This is a genomic window from Chitinophaga sp. CCNWYY40, assembly GCF_037483205.1.
Lineage (GTDB): Bacteria > Bacteroidota > Bacteroidia > Chitinophagales > Chitinophagaceae > Chitinophaga > Chitinophaga ginsengisegetis.
Window position 1 is genome coordinate 123,896 of record NZ_JBBHLF010000002.1, and the last position, 20,176, is coordinate 144,071.

The following is a 20,176-nucleotide window of genomic DNA, read 5'->3' on the forward strand; positions in this document are numbered from 1 at the left end:
AACTTAATTCAAATAACACAAGATTCAATACCTATTGAATACACCAGCTACTATAGGATAAATTCCATTTTCCCCAATAAAGGAAGGAAATCAGAGTTTATTGAAATAAGTAAAGATTCAGCGTTTGATTATAAAGGTCGTTATGACAAGTATTTTGACATTAAGAATACACTTTACAAAATGACGGTTCTAAGTCCGGCTACGAATTGTAAATTTGACCATTAGCAAAACTATTGTTGGAGTAGACGCATTATTAGAAGTATAACGGGATAGAGTTTATACAATGGATCACCCATATATTAACAAAATCTTTTTAAGCACTTTTTTATTCCTTCTTTGCTTATCCTCTACCGGACAGCGTGTAAAGAATTCTACAGCCATATCCGGCCGCTATCAGAAAGTAAATGGAAAAGAGTTGCTATTCTTAAATGATAACAAAACATTTCTCTGTATCAGAAATCAGGTGCAGAAATCCGATGTGATCGTTCCGCTTTGTGATACCCTGGCTAAAGGCTTTTGGGAGCAACGGGCGGGATTTGTTATATTAAAGAATAGCAATGATTTTAATAAGAGCGATTACGCAATAGAGGAAGCTGAAACGTCATCGGGGGATTCCGTTTATTTTAAAATTATATTGCCTGAAGAAGATGCGCTGAACTATAGTAACTTTAAATTCTCCATCATTACCTCTCCATTAACCGGGCAATTTATTGAAGCCGGTAAACCGGAATTTGCCATATCCAAAAAATCATGGGGAGATGTAACTTTTGGTTTGGTGATACGTAATATTGCGCCGGGTGGTGATTACGGTACGAAATCGTATCACCGGATTTATTTTAATGTATTCGAAGACTACAGGCCCCGGAACAGCCGTTCCAATCTCTTTACAATTACCGTTAAAAACTTTAATCAGTGCTTTTATGAAGCAATGGATATAGGGGGAGAGGTAATAGGCATTGAAAGCAATGGCTTATTCTGGAGAGGAAACACTTACAGGAAAGTGAAGTAACGCCCGCACCGTGTATTGTCTAACCAGCCTCTCTATTTGTCCGCTTCACGCCAAAATACCTGGACTATTCCCGCTGCCTGCAACAATTTTGTGTCATCAATAACATAAACCCAAAAGATTATGACACAGAAAACAGTAACAACAATTTATTGGATAGGAACCGTACTTACTTCCCTGTGGTTTGGCGCAAGCGGTTTTTTTGAAATCACCGGCAACCCGGTTGTATGGGGAATAACGCAGCAACTGGGCTATCCTTCGCATTTCATTTACCTGCTTGGTATTTTCAAGCTCTCCGGTGTGGCGGTTCTTTTAACGCCTGGTAAGCTGCTCCGGTTAAAGGAGTGGGTGTTCGCCGGTATTTTCTTCGATATCATTTTTGCCTTTGCATCGAAACTGAGTGTACTCGGCTTACCGGCCACCATCGACGCTGTTGTGGCGTTTATTATGGTAAGCGTAACTTACGCGATGTTCCGGAAGCTGTATCCGGGCTTAAATGCAGCGTTTGCACAGCGTCATGAGTTGTAGAAAAGATAAGCTACTACCTAAAAAGCAATGCCCGGAATATATTTCCGGGCATTGCTTTTTTTGATAGTGCCGTATTACAAGGGAACCCGCGTGGCCGCTTTGATAACGCCTGTTCCGGAATCCTGGATCATACCAATCAGTTCCCACTCCTGTGTATTAAAGTCACCGGGCAAGCTGATCTGCGCGCTGCCGGCTCCCGGGTCAAACGTGCGGAGATCACGCACAATCTGAACATGTGAAAGCATGCGTCCTTCGTTTTCTCCCCTCGTTACTTTACTGACTGCATGTTTTTGCACTACGGCTACCAGCAGGCGACTGTTGCCGGCATCGCCTGTAACGTTATAGGTAAGCGCAGCTTTGCCGGATTGCAGCTGCGCCTTGATGTTCAGGGTTTCTTCAGCGGGACTGGCCAGTGCATTTGCCATTGCATTAGTTACAGCAGCTTCGTCTGATCCTACGCAGGATGATGTACCATTGATCACCAGCTGGGGGGTATATACCTGGCTGTTTAACTGCTGACTGTATTGATACTGGCGCTTTGAATACCGGAGATCGCTGAAGATGTCTTTCCAGCCAAGCCGGTTCCAGTAGTCCACATGATACGCCAGGATATAAATGGGTTTATTCCCGGCTTCCTGTTGGATACGGGCCAGCAACGCATCGGCGGGTGGGCAACTGGAGCATCCCTCCGAGGTAAACAATTCCAGCACGGCAAATCCATTGCCGGTATCAATGGGTTGCTCTGAAGCGGTGCGTTGGTTTGCAAATACCGCTGAAAATAATGTGAGTGCAATTGCGGGGATCATGATTAATTTCATCTCTTGAATTTTTATTTATTCAAAAGTACCGGCCGGCTACGGCAGCAATAAGCTAAAAAGCCGCGAGGTAGACATTTTCAGCTTTCAACCGGGAGAAAATAACGCTAACGCTCTTCCATCCAGCTAAGAAAGCTATGGGATTTTTCTTTATTTACAAGCAGTTTATCGGGTGTTTCAATTACCAGCCTGACGTATAGTTTACGGAGAAAATAAGGTTCCACTTCTTTGATGGCCTTGAAATTAATGAGATACTGGCGGTTAAGCCGGAAAAACTGCAGGGAAGACACCGACTGGGTTATCTGGTCAAGCGACTGGCTGATCACATACTGCTGCTTGTCAAAACACATGATCCAGGTGGCATCATGGCGTATATAGAAGAAGGCAATGTCTTCCACATTTATAGTCCTGTACTTCTGGTTTTGAAAGATGAGGAAACTGGTTTTGCCGCTGGAAGGAGTTAATTTTGAAAGCAGGTCGCCAAGATCAGGAATTGTTTTCTGCTGAAAGAAATTTTTCAGTTCATCCACCTTTCTTAATGCCTCCTGTATATCCTGTTTGGAAAAAGGCTTCAGCACATAATCCACGCCATTATTTTTAAAAGCATCGAGGGTATATTCATCATAAGCCGTGCAAAAGATCACCGGGCAGGTGATCTTTACCGATTTAAATATTTCAAAGCAAAGTCCGTCGGCAAGCTGGATATCCATAAAGATCAAATCGGGCATGGTGCCTTCAGACAGCGCGCTGACGGAACTTGCCACGCTTTGATACTGCCCCGTAATTTTAGCGTTGGGTTTTAATCCCAGGATAATATTTGCGAGTGACTTGGCTGTTTTAAGTTCGTCTTCAACGATGATGATGTTCATGAATAAGCGGAAGTTTGATTTGAAAAACTTTTTCGTTGCCTATAATATCAATATGCCGGTTCAGCAGATGCTGGTATCTCTGGTCAATATTTTTAAGACCCACACCCAGCGAATTTTGTTCTCCCGTTTTCTGCTGCACCTGGTTCTCTACCACTATCCGGTCATCTTCTTCATATAACCTGATATGTAAAGGCTTTTCCAGGGAAACGATATTATGTTTGATACAATTTTCAACGAGCAGCTGCAGCGTAAAAGGAGGAATAAGCGTTTTCAGCGTGTTGGGACTAAGCGTATTCTCAAAAGTAAAACCATCTTCAAACCTTGCTTTCTGAAGAAAAAGATAAGCATTGAGAATGTCCATTTCTTCACTGACATGAATCAGGTCCAGTTTGCGGCTCTCGAGCGTAAACCGGTAGAAATTGGATAGCTTGATGATGAAGTCGACTGCTTCCTCCTCGCCGCTTTCCACCATCGCCTTCAGGGTATTCAGGCTGTTGAACAGGAAGTGCGGATTCACCTGCTGCTTCAGTAGTTCATACTGCGCGCTGAGGTTATCGCTTTTGATACGTTCCAGTTCCATCGTTACATGCTGGTTTTCATAATTCTGCTGCAGCAGGTGCAGGAACATATAAAAGACCAGGTTAATCAGGATACCTCTTACTTCCACCATCAGCATAACCGGTCCAAAATTGATGTGCGACAGGATTAGCTGCTGGATGCAGGCAAGGCCCAGCATTACTACCAGGCCAAATAACAGGCTGCTTATCAGTTTTGAATACGAAATGCTCTGCTTTCGCGGGCTATCATCCTGCCGGGACAACATGAAAATATTGAAGTACCACATCAGCACAGCGAAGGTGGCTGTAATACCGGCATTAACAGCTGCTTCCGCCAAATGAAAATGATGCTCGGCAATTTGTGGCACGGAAGACAACAGCCCTAGAACAATGGAGCTGACCCATATGGTTGCCTGAGATATTTTAAACCCTGGTTTTTTCATTTGTTGGAAGTCAATCTAATGGCAATAAAAATATTGATTTTTAATTTATCATCAGGAAAAGTTAAAGTATCAGGGAAAAACAGATGGTTTGTGAGAAAATATAGCGCTGATCCTGGCAGCCGGACTTACTTTATCGCCAGCATTACCGGTTGGCCACTGGCCGCGTTCCAGCTTATAGGTCAGTTTATCTGCTACGCCTGCATCAGAGGCCGTGGACACCGTTTCAATGCTTTGCACTTCGCCATTGATATAACTGCCAAACCAGTATTTATTATCGGCCTGTTTGTAAGTAACGAGCCGGAATATTTCGCCGGGAACATGCGTTTTGTAACCGGTAAGCGCACTTTGCTGCGCGGAGGTGTTACCATACAACACAGACATGCTTTGTTGCTGCCTGTTGGCAAACGATGTGATCACGTGCAGGTTTCCGGCGTCAAACATCTCCCGCTTATTTTCTTTATCAGCCAACGGCAGGTTGAATACATAATCATTTCCGCTGGCTATTTTATGGCAATTGAAGCAGGTGGTATTAAACATGGGCGTGGCACCCTGGGGTTTGAGCGCCGTGCCGTTGAATTTTGCAAAGCCCCATCCTTTACTATCCGCGAAGCGCTTGTTGTTTTTAGTCATGATCTGTACGCTGTTTAAAGAACCGGGAGTGATGTCGCCATTCCTTTCTTCTATGTTGTTCCACACTACCTTTACAATGGTACTGCCTTCGGGAAAAGGGTTGATCTGGTTTTCTCTGAGGGCTTTTGCTGCAATGGCGTTGCCATATACTACCCGTATACTGTGGTTGTCGAACCGGTTGGTGGTACTGATCACCTGCCACTCCCGGTAGCCGGGTATATACGCCACTCCATTCGCTGCAACAGGGTTTCCGGCTGCGGGGAGGGACTGTTGTTGAAATTGCCGGAACTCCTTTGCGGCTTCATTTATAACGGTAGTATCGTGGTAGGTTGAAGGACTGGTGTTCGTCACATACTCTTTTAAAACAGAGATATCCTTTGCAGAAAGCCTGGAACGGGGATGCGTGGCGGCATAAGTAGCCAACGGCATTTTTCCTGTAAGCACCATATTCACCATTTCCCACAGGCGTCCCTGTTGGTCGGCAGGGGAGAGTGTATCCCAGGTCGACAAATTAAACCGGGATCTCGCCGTTGTAACATCTGCGGATACCAGCCATGAAACCGGTGCAATGTGGTCATACCAGCTGAGCTTTGTTTCATTGGAATGGCAATCGTAACAGGCGCGTTGAAGAATTGCCAGTACTTCATCCGGCGCTTTTATGGGTGCTGTTGCCGGCTGGTTTTGAACCGGCTGCCCGATGAATTGTACGCCGGTTAACATCAAAACAAACAGGGCTATTACCAGGACTGGTTTCTTTTTTAGGGCAGCTAATTTCATAAATTATTTTTTACTGAGAATTAATAACTATTCGCTTCCATAATGGCCTTCGAAAACGCTTCCGGCGCTTCCTGCGGAAGGTTATGGCCCGCGCCTTTGATGATACGGTGTACATGCTTGCCTGTAAACATGCGGGCATATGCAGAGCCATCACCGGCGGGAACCACGCCATCTGAGTCGCCATCCAAAGTAACCGATGGAACAGCAATGACAGGCGCTGCGGCCAGTTGCTTTTCAATGGCATCGTATTGTTGCTCACCGGGCTCTATACCCAGCCGCCAGCGGTAGTTGTGGAGCACAATAGAAACATAGTCCGGGTTATTAAACGAGGCTGCGGACAGGTTATAAGTGGTATCATCAAAATCCCATTTCGGAGAAACATTTTTCCAGATCAGTTTGTTGAAGTCGTGCCAATTGGCGGTATAACCCAGTTTACCACGCTCGGTAGCAAAGTAATACTGATACCACCATCCCCATTCTGCTTTTGGAGGCAAGGGTTGTTTGTTTTTTTCCAGGTTATTAATAAGATAGCCATTAACCGAAACCATTGCTTGGCAACGTTCCGGCCATAGTGCCGCGATGATATTGGCGGTGCGTGCTCCCCAGTCGAAGCCGCCCAGGATGGCCTTTTCTATATGAAGTGCATCCATCAGCGAAAGGATATCACTTGCTACCGCCGCCTGTTGCCCGTTTCTGAAGGTTTGGGCAGACAAGAACTTCGTGGTGCCATGACCGCGTAAATGAGGCACGATTACCCGATAACCTTCAGCAGCCAGTATGGCGGATACTTTTGCGTAGCTGTGAATATCATAAGGCCATCCGTGCAGGAGGATAACGGGCTGGCCGTTTGCCGGGCCGGCTTCGGCATAGCCAACATCGAGTAGTCCGGCCCTGATCTGTTTGATTTCCCGGAAAGATACAGGGGCCTGGTAGCCTTTTTTATCACTGCGTCCTGTAGCGGCCAATGCCTGCAAGGGGGAGAGTTTGGTGGCTGCAAAGGTTAAGGCAGCTGCGCTTAAAAAATGTCTGCGGTTAAATTTTTTTGTCGGTTCCATCATGCTTTCCTGCAGATGCTTTTGTGCTCCCAGGAGAAACAAAAGTAGCCGGCAAACTAAGCAACGGGAATGGGTTTTAGGGTGAGTTGGACAAAATGAGGACTCATTTAGACATATGGTTCCCCGGATTTTATTCATGCACACCGTTACCCGGCTGCGGGCCATGCTGCTATATCCGAAGCGCTTCCTGACGGAATGAGCATGAGGAGATCATGGTTTTCCCCCTTCTATGCCCAGTTTCTGTAAAACATTGCGGGTGATCCGGTCGCAGCGGGTTAAATGAAAATGATAAACGTGATCTTTCATATAGGCGTTTAAATTCTCCCTGAGCAGGGCCTTTGCCCTGTTCAGGCGTACTTTTACATTGTTTTCTTCAATGTCCAGCGCCGAAGAAGTGTCCCGGACTGACATTTCCTCGATTTCACGCAACACAAAAACCACCCTGTATTTTTCAGGTAGCCGGCTGATGGTATCTGCCAATACCTGGCTTAATTCTTTATTCGGAGAGTTCATGTCTGTGAATTTATTTTATGCTGCCATGTTAATTAGATGCTATAACAGTAAAAAGGTTACAGAAAATTCCCCCTGTTTTTTTGTAACCTTTTTTTAAATGGGATCTCGTAATGGCGGTTGGCGCTTATACGCTGGCGCAACTCACCAAAATGAAGGCCGCTCAGTTGTGATGGACGGGTTAATTGAGAAATAACCTTACATTAGCACTCTGACGAATCATATGAGTGCATCCATCACCACTTTACAGCAACTGCTATTTGATCTGGCCGGGATACTTCCGGCCGACACGGCGCCATTATTTGCCATGACGCGGCAGGCAAAACTGGCGGCCAATGAAACGTATATCCGTGAGGGTGATACTGAACGCCGTCTTGCTTTCATTGAACAAGGCATCATGCGGGCGTATATTATTAAAAGTAATGGGGATGAAGCCACCTTGTTTCTGCGTTGGGAAAAACAATTTATTGCTTCTCACGATACCATCATTCACAGGCGGCCGTCACGCTTTATTTACCGTGCGCTGGAGCCTACCACATTACTGGAAATAGATTACGATGTACTGGAAGAAGTACTGAAAACGCACCCGGAGTATGAACCGCTGCGCAACTTTTTCCTGATGCGCATGTTATCGGAATCATTAAATATCATGGAATCCTTTGTAACGTTGTCGCCGGAAGAGCGGTACCGCAACCTGCTGGCAGAGCGTTTCGACCTGGTGAACCGGGTGCCCGATAAATATATTGCTTCCATGCTGGGCATTACGCCTGTGTCGCTAAGCCGTATCCGCAAGCGGATGCTTGACAAGGGCAAGGGATAAATTATCCTTTGTTAATCTGCGAAATTATCTTTTGTTAACTGCATCTGCCGTACCGGTATTCTAATTTTGGGAGATAAATTTCTCAGGGTTATGGAACCGATCATTGAAGCTACAGTTAAGATCTTTAGCGTGTCTGCCCTCCGGTATTTCCTGTTGGCGGGTATTCCTTTCATTTTATTTTACCTGCTGTTGCCAGCCAGGTTTAAACATTTTAAAATCCAGCAAAAGCTGGCATCGAAGAAAGATTTTCTCCGGGAGATCTGGTATTCCATGCAAAGCACGCTGGTGTTCACCGGGATTTCTGTTGTACTGCTGGTAACGCCGGTACGGCAGTATACTATGATCTATAGCGATATTCATGATTTCCCGGTGTGGTACATAGGTGTGAGCCTGGTGTTGAGTCTTGTGATACACGATACTTATTTTTACTGGATGCATCGCCTGTTGCATCATAAGCAGTTATTTAAACGTACACACCTGGTGCATCACCAGAGTGTCAATCCTTCTCCCTGGACTTCCTACAGCTTTCATGTCCTGGAAGCGGTGGCGGAAGGAGGGGTGCTGGTGGTTATTACCTGCGTGATGCCTATGCACCCGCTTACGGTACTGTTGTTTACGATATCGGGATTTATTATTAATGTGTATGGCCACCTGGGTTATGAACTGATGCCACGCGGGTTCCGGTATACGTGGATGTTTGAAGTATTCAATACATCTGTTCATCACAACCTGCACCACAAGAAGTTCAGGGGAAACTATGGATTGTATTTCCGGGTGTGGGACAGAACAATGGGAACCGAACACCCGGATTATGTGAAAGAGTACGACCGGCTCCAGGAGCGAAGGTTTGGGCATAAGACAGTCATGAGCAGCTGAATATTCTTTAGAAGGCGGATGGATTTACCATCCGCTTTTTTTTAACCGGAATTTATTCCCACTGTAGAAATATAGCAGTGGAACAAGATAGTTTTGCCCCTGCACGAAATAACCATATATCACGAAATAACCATATCAAAACAAATTAATAACACCGCGATTTTTTTATTGAAAACCTTTAACCCAGGGAAGCTATAGTCCCTTTTCTTTAATTTTAATTATTATTCTATGAAACCCAAACACGCTACCGTGGAGCAAACCCACGCGTATGAAAATCCAGGACATTTTATGTTACAGGGAGAGCAATGGCATTATGACCCATTTGCCACTGTTATTGCTCTTTTCAATCAGCAGGCGGCGCTCAGCCCGGATCGCACTGCGGTTGTATTCAAATCAGACGCTATCACCTACGACACCCTGAACAGGCGATCCAACCAGATGGCGCATTACCTGCTGGAGCAGGGCGTAAAGCCCGGCGACATTATACCGGTATGGATAGACAGGTCCATTGAATGGCTGGTAGCGGTAATAGGGATTTTAAAAACAGGCGCAGCGTATGTTCCCATTGATCCTTCGTATCCGTTAAAAAGAATCCAGGTGATCCTGGAAGACACCGGGACCAGCTGCGTGGTCACCACCAGTAAACATGCCTTACCGGACGCGGGTAAGTACAACTATGTGATACTGGATAACGTGGATAGTCTTGATAAATGGCCCGCTACTACGCCGGATGTGCCGGTAACAGCAAACGACCGGGCCTATATCATCTATACTTCCGGTTCCACCGGAACGCCTAAAGGAGTAATGGTGGCGCACCGGTCTTTGCAGCACCTGGTATCGTGGCACAGGCAACGGTTTGAGGTAACCGCGAACGACCGGGTTACTCTCGTAGCAGGAATTGCTTTTGATATTTCTGTTTGGGAGATATGGACCGCACTTACTTCCGGCGCCACACTGGTGATAGCTACCAATGAAGAAAGAACGGATGCGGCGGCGTTGCTGCAGTTCTATACCAGGAACGGGATCACACATGCGTTTGTGCCTACTGTGCTGGCGCCTGAACTGGTAGCACTTAGTCGCACGGCTCCGCATCTTCACCTGCGCTACCTGTTTACCGGCGGCGAAAAACTGAAGCCGGTGCTTACACACGGACTGGGTTATCAACTGGTGGATTACTACGGGCCTACTGAGTACAGCATTTTTGCTACCTGCAGGGTAGTGCACGATGAAAACGGGGAATATGTCTCATCTATCGGACAACCCGTTGCCAATACCCAGGCGTATATTTTAAACCAGCACCTGCAACCCGTTCCCGCCGGCGGTACCGGTGAACTGTACCTCGGTGGCGAAGGACTGGCACTGGGATACTGGAACAGACCTGCTCAAACGGCAGCCTCCTTTATCGATCATCCGTTTGTACCAGGCGCCCGCCTGTACAAAACCGGTGACCTCGCCTCCATACTGCCTTCCGGTGAATTAATTTTTTCAGGAAGGGCAGATAACCAGGTGAAGATCCGCGGCTTCAGGATAGAACTGGAGGAGATAGAAAAAGCATTGCTGCCTGTTGATGGTATCAAAGACGCGGCCGTTATTACCCGCGAGGATGAAAAACATAATAAGTATATCGTCGCTTTCCTGGTGAAGAACTGGGAGGCGGAAGAGCCGGAGATCGCCTCCATCAGGGCAACACTGAAAGATTCACTACCGGGTTATATGATCCCTTCGCAATTTATCTTCCTGGATAAATTACCGGTAACCTCCAATGGAAAAACAGACCAGGCAAGGTTGTCGCAGCTGGCCGCTGTATACGAAGAAGACAGCGCCGTGTATGAACCGCCGGTAACAGCAATGGAAACAACCATTGCGGCCATCTGGGAAAGCGTATTGGGCCGGAAGGCGATCAATAACTCCGACAACTTCTTTGATATAGGAGGCAACTCTGTTCGTGTGGCGCCGGTAGTTACGGCATTGGGAAGAACGTTGTCGTTAAAAGTATATATGAGAGATGTATACCAGTTCCCGGTGCTGAAAGACCTGGCGCAAACCCTGGAAGCGCGCCGGGCCCAGGCAGATACTATTGTGCTGGAAGAAGATGTGGAACCTTATGTAGCGTTGCAGCAGGATGTGTACCTGAAACCGGGAACCGTTATCCGCCGCGATTTTGATGCTGCCAGGCTGCAAAACCCCGAAGCCGTACTGCTCACCGGTGTAACCGGTTTTGTAGGCATTCACCTGCTGAAAGATTTGCTGCTGGCTTCCAATGCAACTGTGTACTGCCTCATCAGGGCCAGTAATGAATATTATGCGATGGAACGGATCAACGGCTGCCTGAACAACTTTAACATCCACATCGATGAATCGCTGCGCCAGCGCATTGTGCCGGTAACAGGAGATTTTTCCAAACCGGACATGGGGTTAACGGAAGCAGGGTTTAAAGAATTGGCCGACACCATCGATGTTATTTATCATTCCGGTAGCTCCGTCAATTTTATTGAGCCGTACTCTTATATGAAGTCTGCCAACGTGGAAGGGCTCAGGGAAATTGTAGCTTTTGCTGCCGCCGGCAAAACAAAATGCCTGGTGTTGCTGTCCACTATTTCGGTGTATAGCTGGGGGCATGTATTCACGCATAAAACCGTAATGAAGGAAACAGATGATATCGGCCAGAACCTGCTGGCGGTGAGCAAGGATATCGGTTATGTAAGAAGTAAATGGGTGATGGAAGGCATCGCCGACCTCGCGGCAGCGCAGGGGTTGCCGGTAATTACCTACCGGCTTGGTTATGCCATGTGTAACAGTGAAACCGGCGCCAGCGCACCTTACCAGTGGTGGGCAGGATTGGTGAAAAACTGTATAGAGTTCAACGCATATCCCGCATTAAGGGAGTTAAGGGAAGGATTGATTACGGTAGATTACATGACAAAAGCCATCGCTTATATTTCAAAAAAAGAGACGGCCCTGGGTCTTAAATTTAACCTGATTGCCAGCCCGGAAACAAACCTTACGTTGCTGCAGTTTTTTGACTTGTTGAACAAGTATTATTCTTTCGATCTGCGCGGCCTGCCGTATAAAGAATGGAGAAAGATCTGGGAAGATGATCCTGCCAACAGGTTGTATGCACTCACCAGTTTGTTCAAAGATAATATGCACGAAGGACTGTCTACCGTTGAGTTGTACCAGGATACCTACGTTTGGGATAACACCCATGTGGCTACTTTCCTGGAAGGCAGTGGTATAGAAGAACCCGTGTTTGATAAGGCATTGCTGGACCGTTACCTGAGATACCTGGGAGTATTGCCGGTACACCATTCAGCGCAGGCGGTTTATCATTCGTAGTTCGTCAGTACCTTTGCAGCGATGAGTTATATTATTGTTGCTGTTTTGTTATTGCTTGTATTAATCCTGGAAAGATAGCCCGGATAAAAGATGCCCGTCGCAGGTACTATGCGACGGGCATCTCTTTATTATATTATTATTTCAATATCCAGGTACCGGTGCTGCCGGGTTTTCTTTCATCGGTGGCTTTTTTCAGCAAGGTATCACCGGCAGAAAGGTTGCCGAATATTTCAATGCCTGCGTCTACCGTTATGCCCTGGCGTACATCTACCCACTCTGCCTGACCCTGGTGCACTCTTATCACAAACTTCCTTTCCTGCGTAGTGGCTACGGCTGCAAACGGTACAATGAACGAGGTAGTGCCGCGTTCCAGCGGCAGCTTTACATACGCAAAGGCGCCTGCCTTGAGTAAGTGATCGCTGTTATCTACCTGGAACTCCCACAACTCTGTGCGGGTGCCGGGATCGATAGTTTCAGACTTGCGGGTGAGCGTGGCTTTAAAGCGTTGGGTAGGGTAGGCATCTACGCGGAAGTCGATATTTTTTGAAGGACTTGCCGCCGCCGTATATATCTCGGGAACGGCTGCACGAAGACGCAGCGTGCGGTTATTCTGAACGGTAAGCAACATGGCGTTGGTGCCTACAAGCGCACCGGGATCTGCTTTACGCGCAGTAACTACGCCGTCGAAAGGAGCGGTGATATACAGGTAGCCGGAAACTGCCTTATAGGATTGTGATTGTTTGCTCGCGGCTATATAAGTGGAGCTGTCGGCCAGCATTACATTGCGGCTGCGCTCCAGGTCAACCGGGGCAACGATGCCCGGTGTTTTCGCCTGCGACGCCCTGTAAAGACGTTCATAATGATCCCTGCTGGAAGCCCATTTCGCTTTGGCCGATTGCAATGCAGCTTCAGATTCCGCCAGCCGGCTGTTAATTTCCGGCGCTTCAATTACGGCCAGTGTTTGTCCTTTTTTTACACGGTCGCCCAGGTCCACTTTCATGCTGCGCACAAAACCCTGTACTTTGGCAAACAATTCTGCGGTTTCGTAGGGGATGAGTTCTGCCGGTAACTCTATTGTTTTCTTAACAGTGTCCTGCTTCAAAATGAATACCGGCACGCTATCTGGCGCGGGACTGTCATTTTTATGCTCCGGTTGCTTCGGTGCATTGCCGCAGGCTGCCAATGTTATAACCAAACTTATAAACGCGATGGATCGCATATGATTAAATTTATTTTTTAAGATTGTTTGTCGTGATGAATACTGTTTACATCATCCGGATCTAAAGAAACAGCCACAAATTTCCTTCTTCCAATGATCAGCTGATATACGGGTGGCAGGAAAAACAGTACGCTGATGGCTGAAAACAAAAGGCCGCCAATTACCGCAATGCCTAACGGTGCGGTTTGATCGCCCCCTTCGGAAAGGCCTGCTGCCATTGGGATCATGCCGGCTATCATAGCGGCGCTGGTCATCAGGATAGGACGGAGGCGCGTTTCCGCCGCGCGGAGATGCCCTGATGGAATCTCTTCTTTCCGGTTATACTCTGCGCTGGTGATGAACAGTACTGCGTTTGCAATGGCTACGCCAACAGCCATAATGGCGCCCATATACGACTGGATATTCAACGTGTTGCCGGTAATAAAAAGGAATAGCAGGGAACCCGCTATCACTGCGGGGATAATGGACAAGGTAGCCAGTGCCACACGGAACGACTGAAAGTAAACCGTCATCAGCAGGAAGATCACGATGATCGCAATCAGTAATCCAAACTGCAGGCTGGTAAGCGTTTGCTGTAACAGCTGTGGTTGTCCGCGCAGCAGGATCTTTGCGCCATTGGGTAGTTTACCCATGCCGGAAATAATGTTGTTTACTTTATTGAAAACAGTTCCGGCATCCTGCCGCTGAATGTTTGCGGTGATGGTGATGTAGCGTTGCTGGTTAAGACGGTCGTATTCACCGGCAACAACCGTGCGTTTCCACGTGGCTATTTCACTGAGGTAATGCGTGTTGCCAATGCCACCTGATACGGGAACAGCTTCCAGCTGCGCGGTGCTGTTCATCCGGTATTCGGGGTATTGCACCTGTACCTGGTAGGCGGTTCCGGTTGTTTTATCGAGCCAGTAATTAGGCGAGGTAAAACGGCTGGAAGAAGTAGCGGTTACGATGGAGCGGGCGGCCTGTTCGCCGGAAATGCCAAGCTGACCAGCTTTTACGCGGTCTACTTCCAGCCTGATGGCGGGGTAGTCCAACGGTGTGGCAATCTGCAGATCACGTAACGAAGGAATGGCCTTTAGTTGTTGTACCAGTTGCTGCGCTGTTTTGCGGCCTTCTGCGAGGTTGCGGTTTACCACGGCTATTTCTATGGGGTTAGTGCTGCCGAGGTTCAGCACCTGTTCCACGATGTCGCCCGGTTCAAAAGAAACTGTGGCTGTTGGAATTTCTTTGGCAACAGCGGCGCGTAATTTCTCTCTGAAAACAGCTATCGGAATCACATCTTTCTTCAGCTTTATTTTTGTTACTGATTCATGCGGGCCACCGGTCCACAGGTGGATATAGTTTACCGGGAAGCTGGATGGTTGCGTGCCAATAAAGGCGGAAGTGATGTCCGTGTTGCCTTTGCCGGCAATGCTGTCTGATAGATGCAGCAGTTTCCTGGTGGCGTCTTCCGTCCGCTCAAAGCGGGTACCTACGGGTAAGCGTAAACGAATTTGCGTTTGGCCGCTGTCGGTTTGCGGGAACAGTTCTGTGCCGGTAAAAGAAAACAACAACACTACGAGCAATAGCGATACGGCAAGGAACAAAGTGGTAAGCCATCCGAAACCGGTATGGAAACGTTGTCCCGCGTGGATATATTTTTGCTTTAGTTTATAATAAAATCCGGTGTCCTGTTGTGTTTGATGGTCCTTTAGTAACCAGTTGGCAGCAACCGGTACAAAAGTTTGCGATAACAGGAAAGAGGCGATCATAGCAAAACCAACGGCCAGTGATAAAGGCAGGAACATGGCTTTGGGCACGCCATTCATAAACAGGGAGGGCACAAATACCGCGAGGATACTCAGGAGGATCAGCAGTTTTGGTGCGGCTATTTCCCGGCAGGCGTCTGCGATGGCGCGTGCTTTGTTTTTACCAAGTTCCTGGTGGCGGTGAATATTTTCAATGGTCACGGTGGCTTCATCTACCAGTATTCCTACAGACAGCGCCAGTCCTCCCAGCGTCATAATATTGATGGTCTGGCCGGTGAGGTATAACAGCGTAGCCGCGGATAATAATGCCAGCGGGATGATCATGATCACGATAAGTGCGCTGCGCCTGTCGCCCAGGAAAAACCATACCATCAGGCCGGTGAGAAGGGCTCCGAGCCCGCCTTCAAACAACAGGCTTTTCAGGGAGTTGATCACGTACCCCGACTGATCAAATTCGTAGGTTACTTTTATATCTTCCGGGATAGCGGCCTGCATGTCGGGCAGTGCGGCTTTCACTCTTTGTACCACATCCCAGGTGGAGGCATCGGCGCGTTTTGTTACCGGGATATAAACAGAGCGTTTGCCGTTCACCAGTGCATAGCTGGTAGTGACATCCGAGCCCAGCGTAACGTTGGCAATATCCTTCACGTATATTGCCGGTCCTGCGCCGGATTGCAGGGGTGTGTTCTGCAAATCCTGCAGGGTTTCAATGACGCTGTTTTGCGGGGTGATGTAAGTGGTATCGCCAATGCGCACATTACCGGCAGGAGAGATGGTGTTGAATTTCGCAATGGTTTGCACCACCTGGTCCGGTGAAAGGTTATGCCCGCGCAGTTTTTCCGGATCTATGGTGATCAGCACTGTTTTCTGGTTACCACCAAACGGCGGCGGGGCAGATACGCCCGGCAGTGTTGAAAACATAGGCCGTACGCGGAACAGCGCCAGATCTGATATTTCACCCAGTGATCTGCTGTCGGAGCTGAATACGAGTTGTCCTACCGGCACGCTGCCGGCGTCAAACCGGGTAACAAACGGCGGCACGGTACCGGGCGGCATAAACGCCCTGGCCCTGTTCACATAACCGACTACTTCCGCCATTGCCTGGCTCATATCGGTGCCTTCATTAAATTCTATTTTGATGAGGGCGGCGCCTTGTATACTTTTCGACTCTACATATTTAACACCGGTGATGTATAGAAAGTGGTATTCATAATAAGAAGTAACAAAACCTTCTACCTGCTCGGGCGACAAGCCACCGTAAGGCTGGGCAACATATACAACCGGCAGTCCGAGGCGCGGGAATATATCCACCTTTGCGTTGCGGATGGAGAGGAAAGAAAAGAAGAGGATGGCAATAACAGCTACCAGTATGGTGACGGGATGCCTTAATGCCGAAATGATTAGTTTCATAAAGAATGATTCGTTATTTCAGTTTATCTGTAAAAACATGCAGGTTGCCATTTGCGGCAGCCAGCTCCAGTAGCGCATGCCATGCCTGCAGGAATGCGCCGGCTTCGCCTGTTTCCGCTTTCAACAGTTCATATTGTCCCTGCATCAGGCGGGTAAAGTCTACCAGCCCGCTTTCATAACTGAGTTTCAATCCGTCGAAAGCATACCGCGCGGCCTGTGATTGTATTAATGCCTGGCGTGCAATCAACAGGTTCTGGTCGTAATTAAACTGTGCTGTTTCCTGTTGCTTTTGCAGATTCAGTGTTACCTGGTCCAGTTGTGCTTCGTCAGATTTCAACAGTAACCGGTATTGTTTTTTCTGAAGATTTACCTGTGAAAACTGCAGGATGGGAAAACTCAATTGGATACCGGCGCCATAGTTTTTCCGGGAAAGCGACCAGCCATCTGCTTTATTGATGTTGCCGGCGGCATCCACGCCGGAACCGCGGGCATAGGCATTTGCCCAGAGATCCAGCTTGGGGCGCCAGGCGCGACCGGCTTCCTTCAGCGCGGCTTCACTTACTTCTTTTTTTGTCTGATAATATTGGAAAGAAGGATGTGCTGTAACGTTTGTAGTGGTATCGGCGCCGGAAGGGAACTGGCTAATCAGCGAAGTATCTGCCAGTAAAATATCGTCCGGTTTACCCGGCAGGTCAGCAAGACGGGTGAGCTCTGTAACCTGTGCGTAGTATTGCCGTTGTGCCGTCAGGAGGTCCATCCGGGCCTGTGCCAGCACCGACTGGAACTGTGTGGTGTCAATACCGGGCCGTAACCCCTGTTGTGCCAGTATCAATGATTGCTGCAAACCGGCTTGTGTGCGTTCGATATTTGCCTGGTAGCTCAACAATAACTTTTGCAGGTACACGGCATCGAGGTAAGTGTATATGGCTAAGTACTGCTGGCGGAAGAGCGCTTCATTGTAATAGCTGCCTGCCAGTTTATATTGGGCAGTAGCTTTTTCTACCGCAGCCTGGCGTTGTCCGAAAGTGAGCGGGTTCCATTTCACGAGAGCCGTTAAAGCCGTCCCCGGAACCGGGTCGTAGGTGTTCCCTGTGGATGGCGGGCCGCTGATCGGTAAAAGTAAACCGGGATAGCTCATGCCTGTGATATTGTTGTAGGTAGCATATCCCGCCTGATACCCCGCGGTAAGCTCCGGCATTAGTGAATTCCGGGCCATACGTACATTATATTCCGCTGCCCGGGACTGCTGTTCTGAAGCCTTTACCTGTGGCTGCGATTGTACCAGTGATAGTAATTCTTTGATACGGATAGTTCTTTGCTGTGCTATACCAGATAATGATAGCGTGGCGAAACAACCGCAGATCAAGATCTTTTTATGGTAAACGTTCATTTATCAAACTGTTTAGAAGTATGGTCCGGTTTTCTGGTGGGAAATGTTCTGTTAAGATATTACAATCATTGGATATTTTTCAGTAAAAGCCCGGTACCTGCTGCTGCGAGGATAATAAGTGGCTCGGGTATTTTTTTAAATCTCCATAGTATAATCACTGTAATAATGGCAATAGCGATGGTACAGGCATCGGTCAGTGATCTTTTGCCTAATACAACCACCGCGCCGGAAATGGCGCCGATAGCGGCAGCGGTAACACCGTCTACAAAAGCTTTGATACCGGGATGTTTCCCGTATTTCCTGAAGTAAGGCGCCGGGACCACGGTAAAGATGTAGGAGGGAAAGAAGGTACCTAAAGCCGCTACACAGGCGCCGGCAAAGCCGGCTACCAGGAAACCAATGAAGGCCACTGTTATCACTACGGGGCCGGGAGTGATCATGGCTACGGCTACTGCGTCCATAAACTGTTGTTCATTTAACCACGCATGTTCCTTTACCACGCCACCATACAGGAATGGAACAATGGCGAGGCCGCTGCCAAAAACCAGTGCGCCGGCTTTGGTAAAATACAGGAGGAGCTGCCAGAGGGTATTGCCTGATGTGGAGAGGGAGGTATTGAACAGGAGCGGAAATGATAATGATTTAATAAGATCTGCCGGCTTCTTTTTCGGGAGCGATATTTTTTCCCGGGGAGATTTCAGCCACCAGTAAATAAGCCCTGCGCCAAGGAAAAGCCAGATGTTTTCATTTTCTTTCCATACGGTGTAGGCGGCTGTAATAAGATAGATGCCTGTCAGCCATTTATCTGTGCCGATAGATTTACGGGTGAGCTTCCAGGCGCTCATAGCGATGATCCCTATTACTGCTGCGCCAACGCCATAAAACACGGCCTGCATCCAGGGAATTCCCTGCCATTGGGTATAGATGAAACCCAGTATCACCACCATGATGAATGAGGGCAGCACAAATGCCAGTCCTGCGAGCGTGGCGCCCAGGATGCGGTAATGAATATACCCGATGTAAATGCCCAGCTGGGCGGCCAGTGGTCCGGGAGCGAGTTGCGCCAAAGCAAGACCTTCTTTATAATCCTCTTCACTGATCCATTTGCGTTGTTCTACCAGGTCGCGGTGCATGTAGCCGGCCAGCGCTACCGGGCCGCCAAAGCCCCAGGTGCCCAGTCCGAGGAAATAAAGTACCAGTTGGCGAAGCGTGTAAGGCGTAGTATTATTAGTGTCCATTATTCTTCAGCAGCTCAATTTGGCTGTAAAGTCCGACAACCCGTCACAAAAAAATAGCACGAAAACGAAGGTTTAGGATAGTTTTTACTTTTTCCCTAAACTTTTTTTATAGGCAGATGGGCTTTTACCGGTATGTACCCTGAAGATCCGGGTAAAATGGCTCTGGTCTGAAAAGCCGGTGAGATAGGCTATTTCCGTGAGCGAATGATTGGTAGAGGAGAGGAGCTGAATGGCTTTATCGATCCGTAATTTACGGATATAATCCCCGAAGGAAAGGTTGTCAAAATATTTGGAGAACTCGCGTGATAAATAGGCGGGATGCACCTGCAGGGTTTCAGAGAGTCCTTTCAGGCTGAGATTGAGGTTGGTATCGATCTGGTCCTGTATAATTTCTTTGAGTTCTTTTGCCCAGGCGGGTATTTTTTTAGTGTCTTTTTCGCGTTGGAGAAATTTATTAAAGATGTCCAGCAGTTGGTTTTCAAAAGGTTGCTGGGTATGTTTAACATGTTGTAAGTATTTGGCCCAGCTGTACAGGGAATCGTACAGCAGCATTCCTTTTTCCAGCAGCTTATGATCATCCGGTTCATCATAGGCCATGCCTGCGGAGATGGCCCAGAGGCCCGATGCCTGCGGGGCGAGGTCGTGCCGGTCGGTATCCGCTCCGCGAACAATGGGAGCTAAGGCAAGAACGGCGTTGTCTTCAATGTGGTGTTTTTTGATGATATAGTCGAAGGTGCAGAGATCGTCGTAGTGCGTGTATTCCACGCCGGCAATATCAAAGGGGATTGCGTTCAGTTGGGCGGCCATTGGCAGTACATCATTGAACGGCACGTAAATAAATTCCGCGCCGGCATCTACAAATCTTTTGATAAGCCAGGGGCAGGCGAGCCTGTCTATTTTAGGGCGTTCCCGGGTGATCCATCTCATAACTGATATGCAAAGTTGTGCGGGA

The 20,176-nt window shown here is 48.0% G+C and carries 16 protein-coding genes; 5 read left to right on the forward strand and 11 right to left on the reverse strand.

Annotation, left to right across the window (positions count from 1 at the left end; genetic code table 11):
• Nucleotides 1-463: 463 nt before the first annotated feature.
• Nucleotides 464-1,009 carry a hypothetical protein gene (locus V7S65_RS06300; protein WP_336388831.1) on the forward strand — a complete coding sequence of 182 codons (546 nt, stop codon included), beginning with the start codon at nt 464-466 and terminating at the stop codon, nt 1,007-1,009.
• 120 nt (nt 1,010-1,129) lie between these two features.
• Entirely contained in the window at nt 1,130-1,534 is a 405-nt protein-coding gene (locus V7S65_RS06305; RefSeq protein WP_079467676.1) for a DoxX family protein, read from the forward strand.
• Nucleotides 1,535-1,608: 74 nt separating this feature from the next.
• On the opposite strand, the gene V7S65_RS06310 is transcribed toward V7S65_RS06305, so the two are convergent.
• The 6 genes from V7S65_RS06310 to V7S65_RS06335 all read right to left on the reverse strand — a co-directional run bounded on the left by V7S65_RS06310 (nt 1,609) and on the right by V7S65_RS06335 (nt 7,193).
• Nucleotides 1,609-2,352 (reverse strand): DUF1223 domain-containing protein, encoded by a 744-nt coding sequence (locus V7S65_RS06310; protein ID WP_336388830.1) that lies wholly within the window; start codon nt 2,350-2,352, stop codon nt 1,609-1,611.
• Between the two features lie 104 nt (nt 2,353-2,456).
• Nucleotides 2,457-3,218, reverse strand: a complete 762-nt coding sequence (locus V7S65_RS06315; protein WP_336388829.1) for a LytR/AlgR family response regulator transcription factor — start codon at nt 3,216-3,218, stop codon at nt 2,457-2,459.
• On the reverse strand, nt 3,199-4,218 hold the full coding sequence (locus tag V7S65_RS06320) for a sensor histidine kinase (protein ID WP_079467673.1): 1,020 nt from the start codon (nt 4,216-4,218) through the stop codon (nt 3,199-3,201). The genes V7S65_RS06315 and V7S65_RS06320 overlap by 20 nt, the downstream gene beginning before the upstream one ends.
• A 69-nt stretch (nt 4,219-4,287) precedes the next feature.
• On the reverse strand, nt 4,288-5,625 hold the full coding sequence (locus V7S65_RS06325; RefSeq protein WP_336388828.1) for a heme-binding domain-containing protein: 1,338 nt from the start codon (nt 5,623-5,625) through the stop codon (nt 4,288-4,290).
• Nucleotides 5,626-5,645: 20 nt separating this feature from the next.
• The gene (locus V7S65_RS06330; RefSeq protein WP_336388827.1) at nt 5,646-6,683 is read right to left on the reverse strand and encodes an alpha/beta fold hydrolase; all 1,038 of its coding nucleotides are present in this window, start codon (nt 6,681-6,683) and stop codon (nt 5,646-5,648) included.
• Nucleotides 6,684-6,890: 207 nt separating this feature from the next.
• The gene (locus tag V7S65_RS06335; protein ID WP_336388826.1) at nt 6,891-7,193 is read right to left on the reverse strand and encodes a sigma-70 family RNA polymerase sigma factor; all 303 of its coding nucleotides are present in this window, start codon (nt 7,191-7,193) and stop codon (nt 6,891-6,893) included.
• A gap of 220 nt (nt 7,194-7,413) precedes the next feature.
• Here V7S65_RS06335 and V7S65_RS06340 point away from each other — a divergent pair, with 220 nt between their 5' ends.
• The 3 genes from V7S65_RS06340 to V7S65_RS06350 all read left to right on the forward strand — a co-directional run bounded on the left by V7S65_RS06340 (nt 7,414) and on the right by V7S65_RS06350 (nt 12,222).
• Nucleotides 7,414-8,010 carry a Crp/Fnr family transcriptional regulator gene (locus tag V7S65_RS06340; RefSeq protein WP_079467670.1) on the forward strand — a complete coding sequence of 199 codons (597 nt, stop codon included), beginning with the start codon at nt 7,414-7,416 and terminating at the stop codon, nt 8,008-8,010.
• Between the two features lie 90 nt (nt 8,011-8,100).
• Nucleotides 8,101-8,886: a sterol desaturase family protein gene (locus V7S65_RS06345; protein ID WP_336388825.1), complete on the forward strand. Its 786-nt coding sequence runs from the start codon at nt 8,101-8,103 to the stop codon at nt 8,884-8,886.
• Between the two features lie 228 nt (nt 8,887-9,114).
• Complete coding sequence (locus V7S65_RS06350) at nt 9,115-12,222, forward strand: non-ribosomal peptide synthetase family protein (RefSeq protein WP_336388824.1); 3,108 nt, start codon at nt 9,115-9,117, stop codon at nt 12,220-12,222.
• A gap of 136 nt (nt 12,223-12,358) precedes the next feature.
• Here the strand turns inward: V7S65_RS06350 and V7S65_RS06355 are convergent, their stop codons facing one another.
• The 5 genes from V7S65_RS06355 to V7S65_RS06375 all read right to left on the reverse strand — a co-directional run bounded on the left by V7S65_RS06355 (nt 12,359) and on the right by V7S65_RS06375 (nt 20,151).
• Nucleotides 12,359-13,441 carry an efflux RND transporter periplasmic adaptor subunit gene (locus V7S65_RS06355; protein WP_079467668.1) on the reverse strand — a complete coding sequence of 361 codons (1,083 nt, stop codon included), beginning with the start codon at nt 13,439-13,441 and terminating at the stop codon, nt 12,359-12,361.
• A 17-nt stretch (nt 13,442-13,458) separates the two neighbouring features.
• Nucleotides 13,459-16,596, reverse strand: a complete 3,138-nt coding sequence (locus tag V7S65_RS06360; RefSeq protein WP_336388823.1) for an efflux RND transporter permease subunit — start codon at nt 16,594-16,596, stop codon at nt 13,459-13,461.
• A 13-nt stretch (nt 16,597-16,609) separates the two neighbouring features.
• Nucleotides 16,610-17,986, reverse strand: coding sequence for a TolC family protein (locus tag V7S65_RS06365; protein WP_336388822.1), 1,377 nt, complete (start codon nt 17,984-17,986; stop codon nt 16,610-16,612).
• Nucleotides 17,987-18,051: 65 nt separating this feature from the next.
• Nucleotides 18,052-19,224: a chromate transporter gene (locus V7S65_RS06370; protein WP_336388821.1), complete on the reverse strand. Its 1,173-nt coding sequence runs from the start codon at nt 19,222-19,224 to the stop codon at nt 18,052-18,054.
• An 84-nt stretch (nt 19,225-19,308) separates the two neighbouring features.
• On the reverse strand, nt 19,309-20,151 hold the full coding sequence (locus tag V7S65_RS06375) for a chromate resistance protein ChrB domain-containing protein (RefSeq protein WP_336388820.1): 843 nt from the start codon (nt 20,149-20,151) through the stop codon (nt 19,309-19,311).
• Nucleotides 20,152-20,176: the final 25 nt, after the last annotated feature.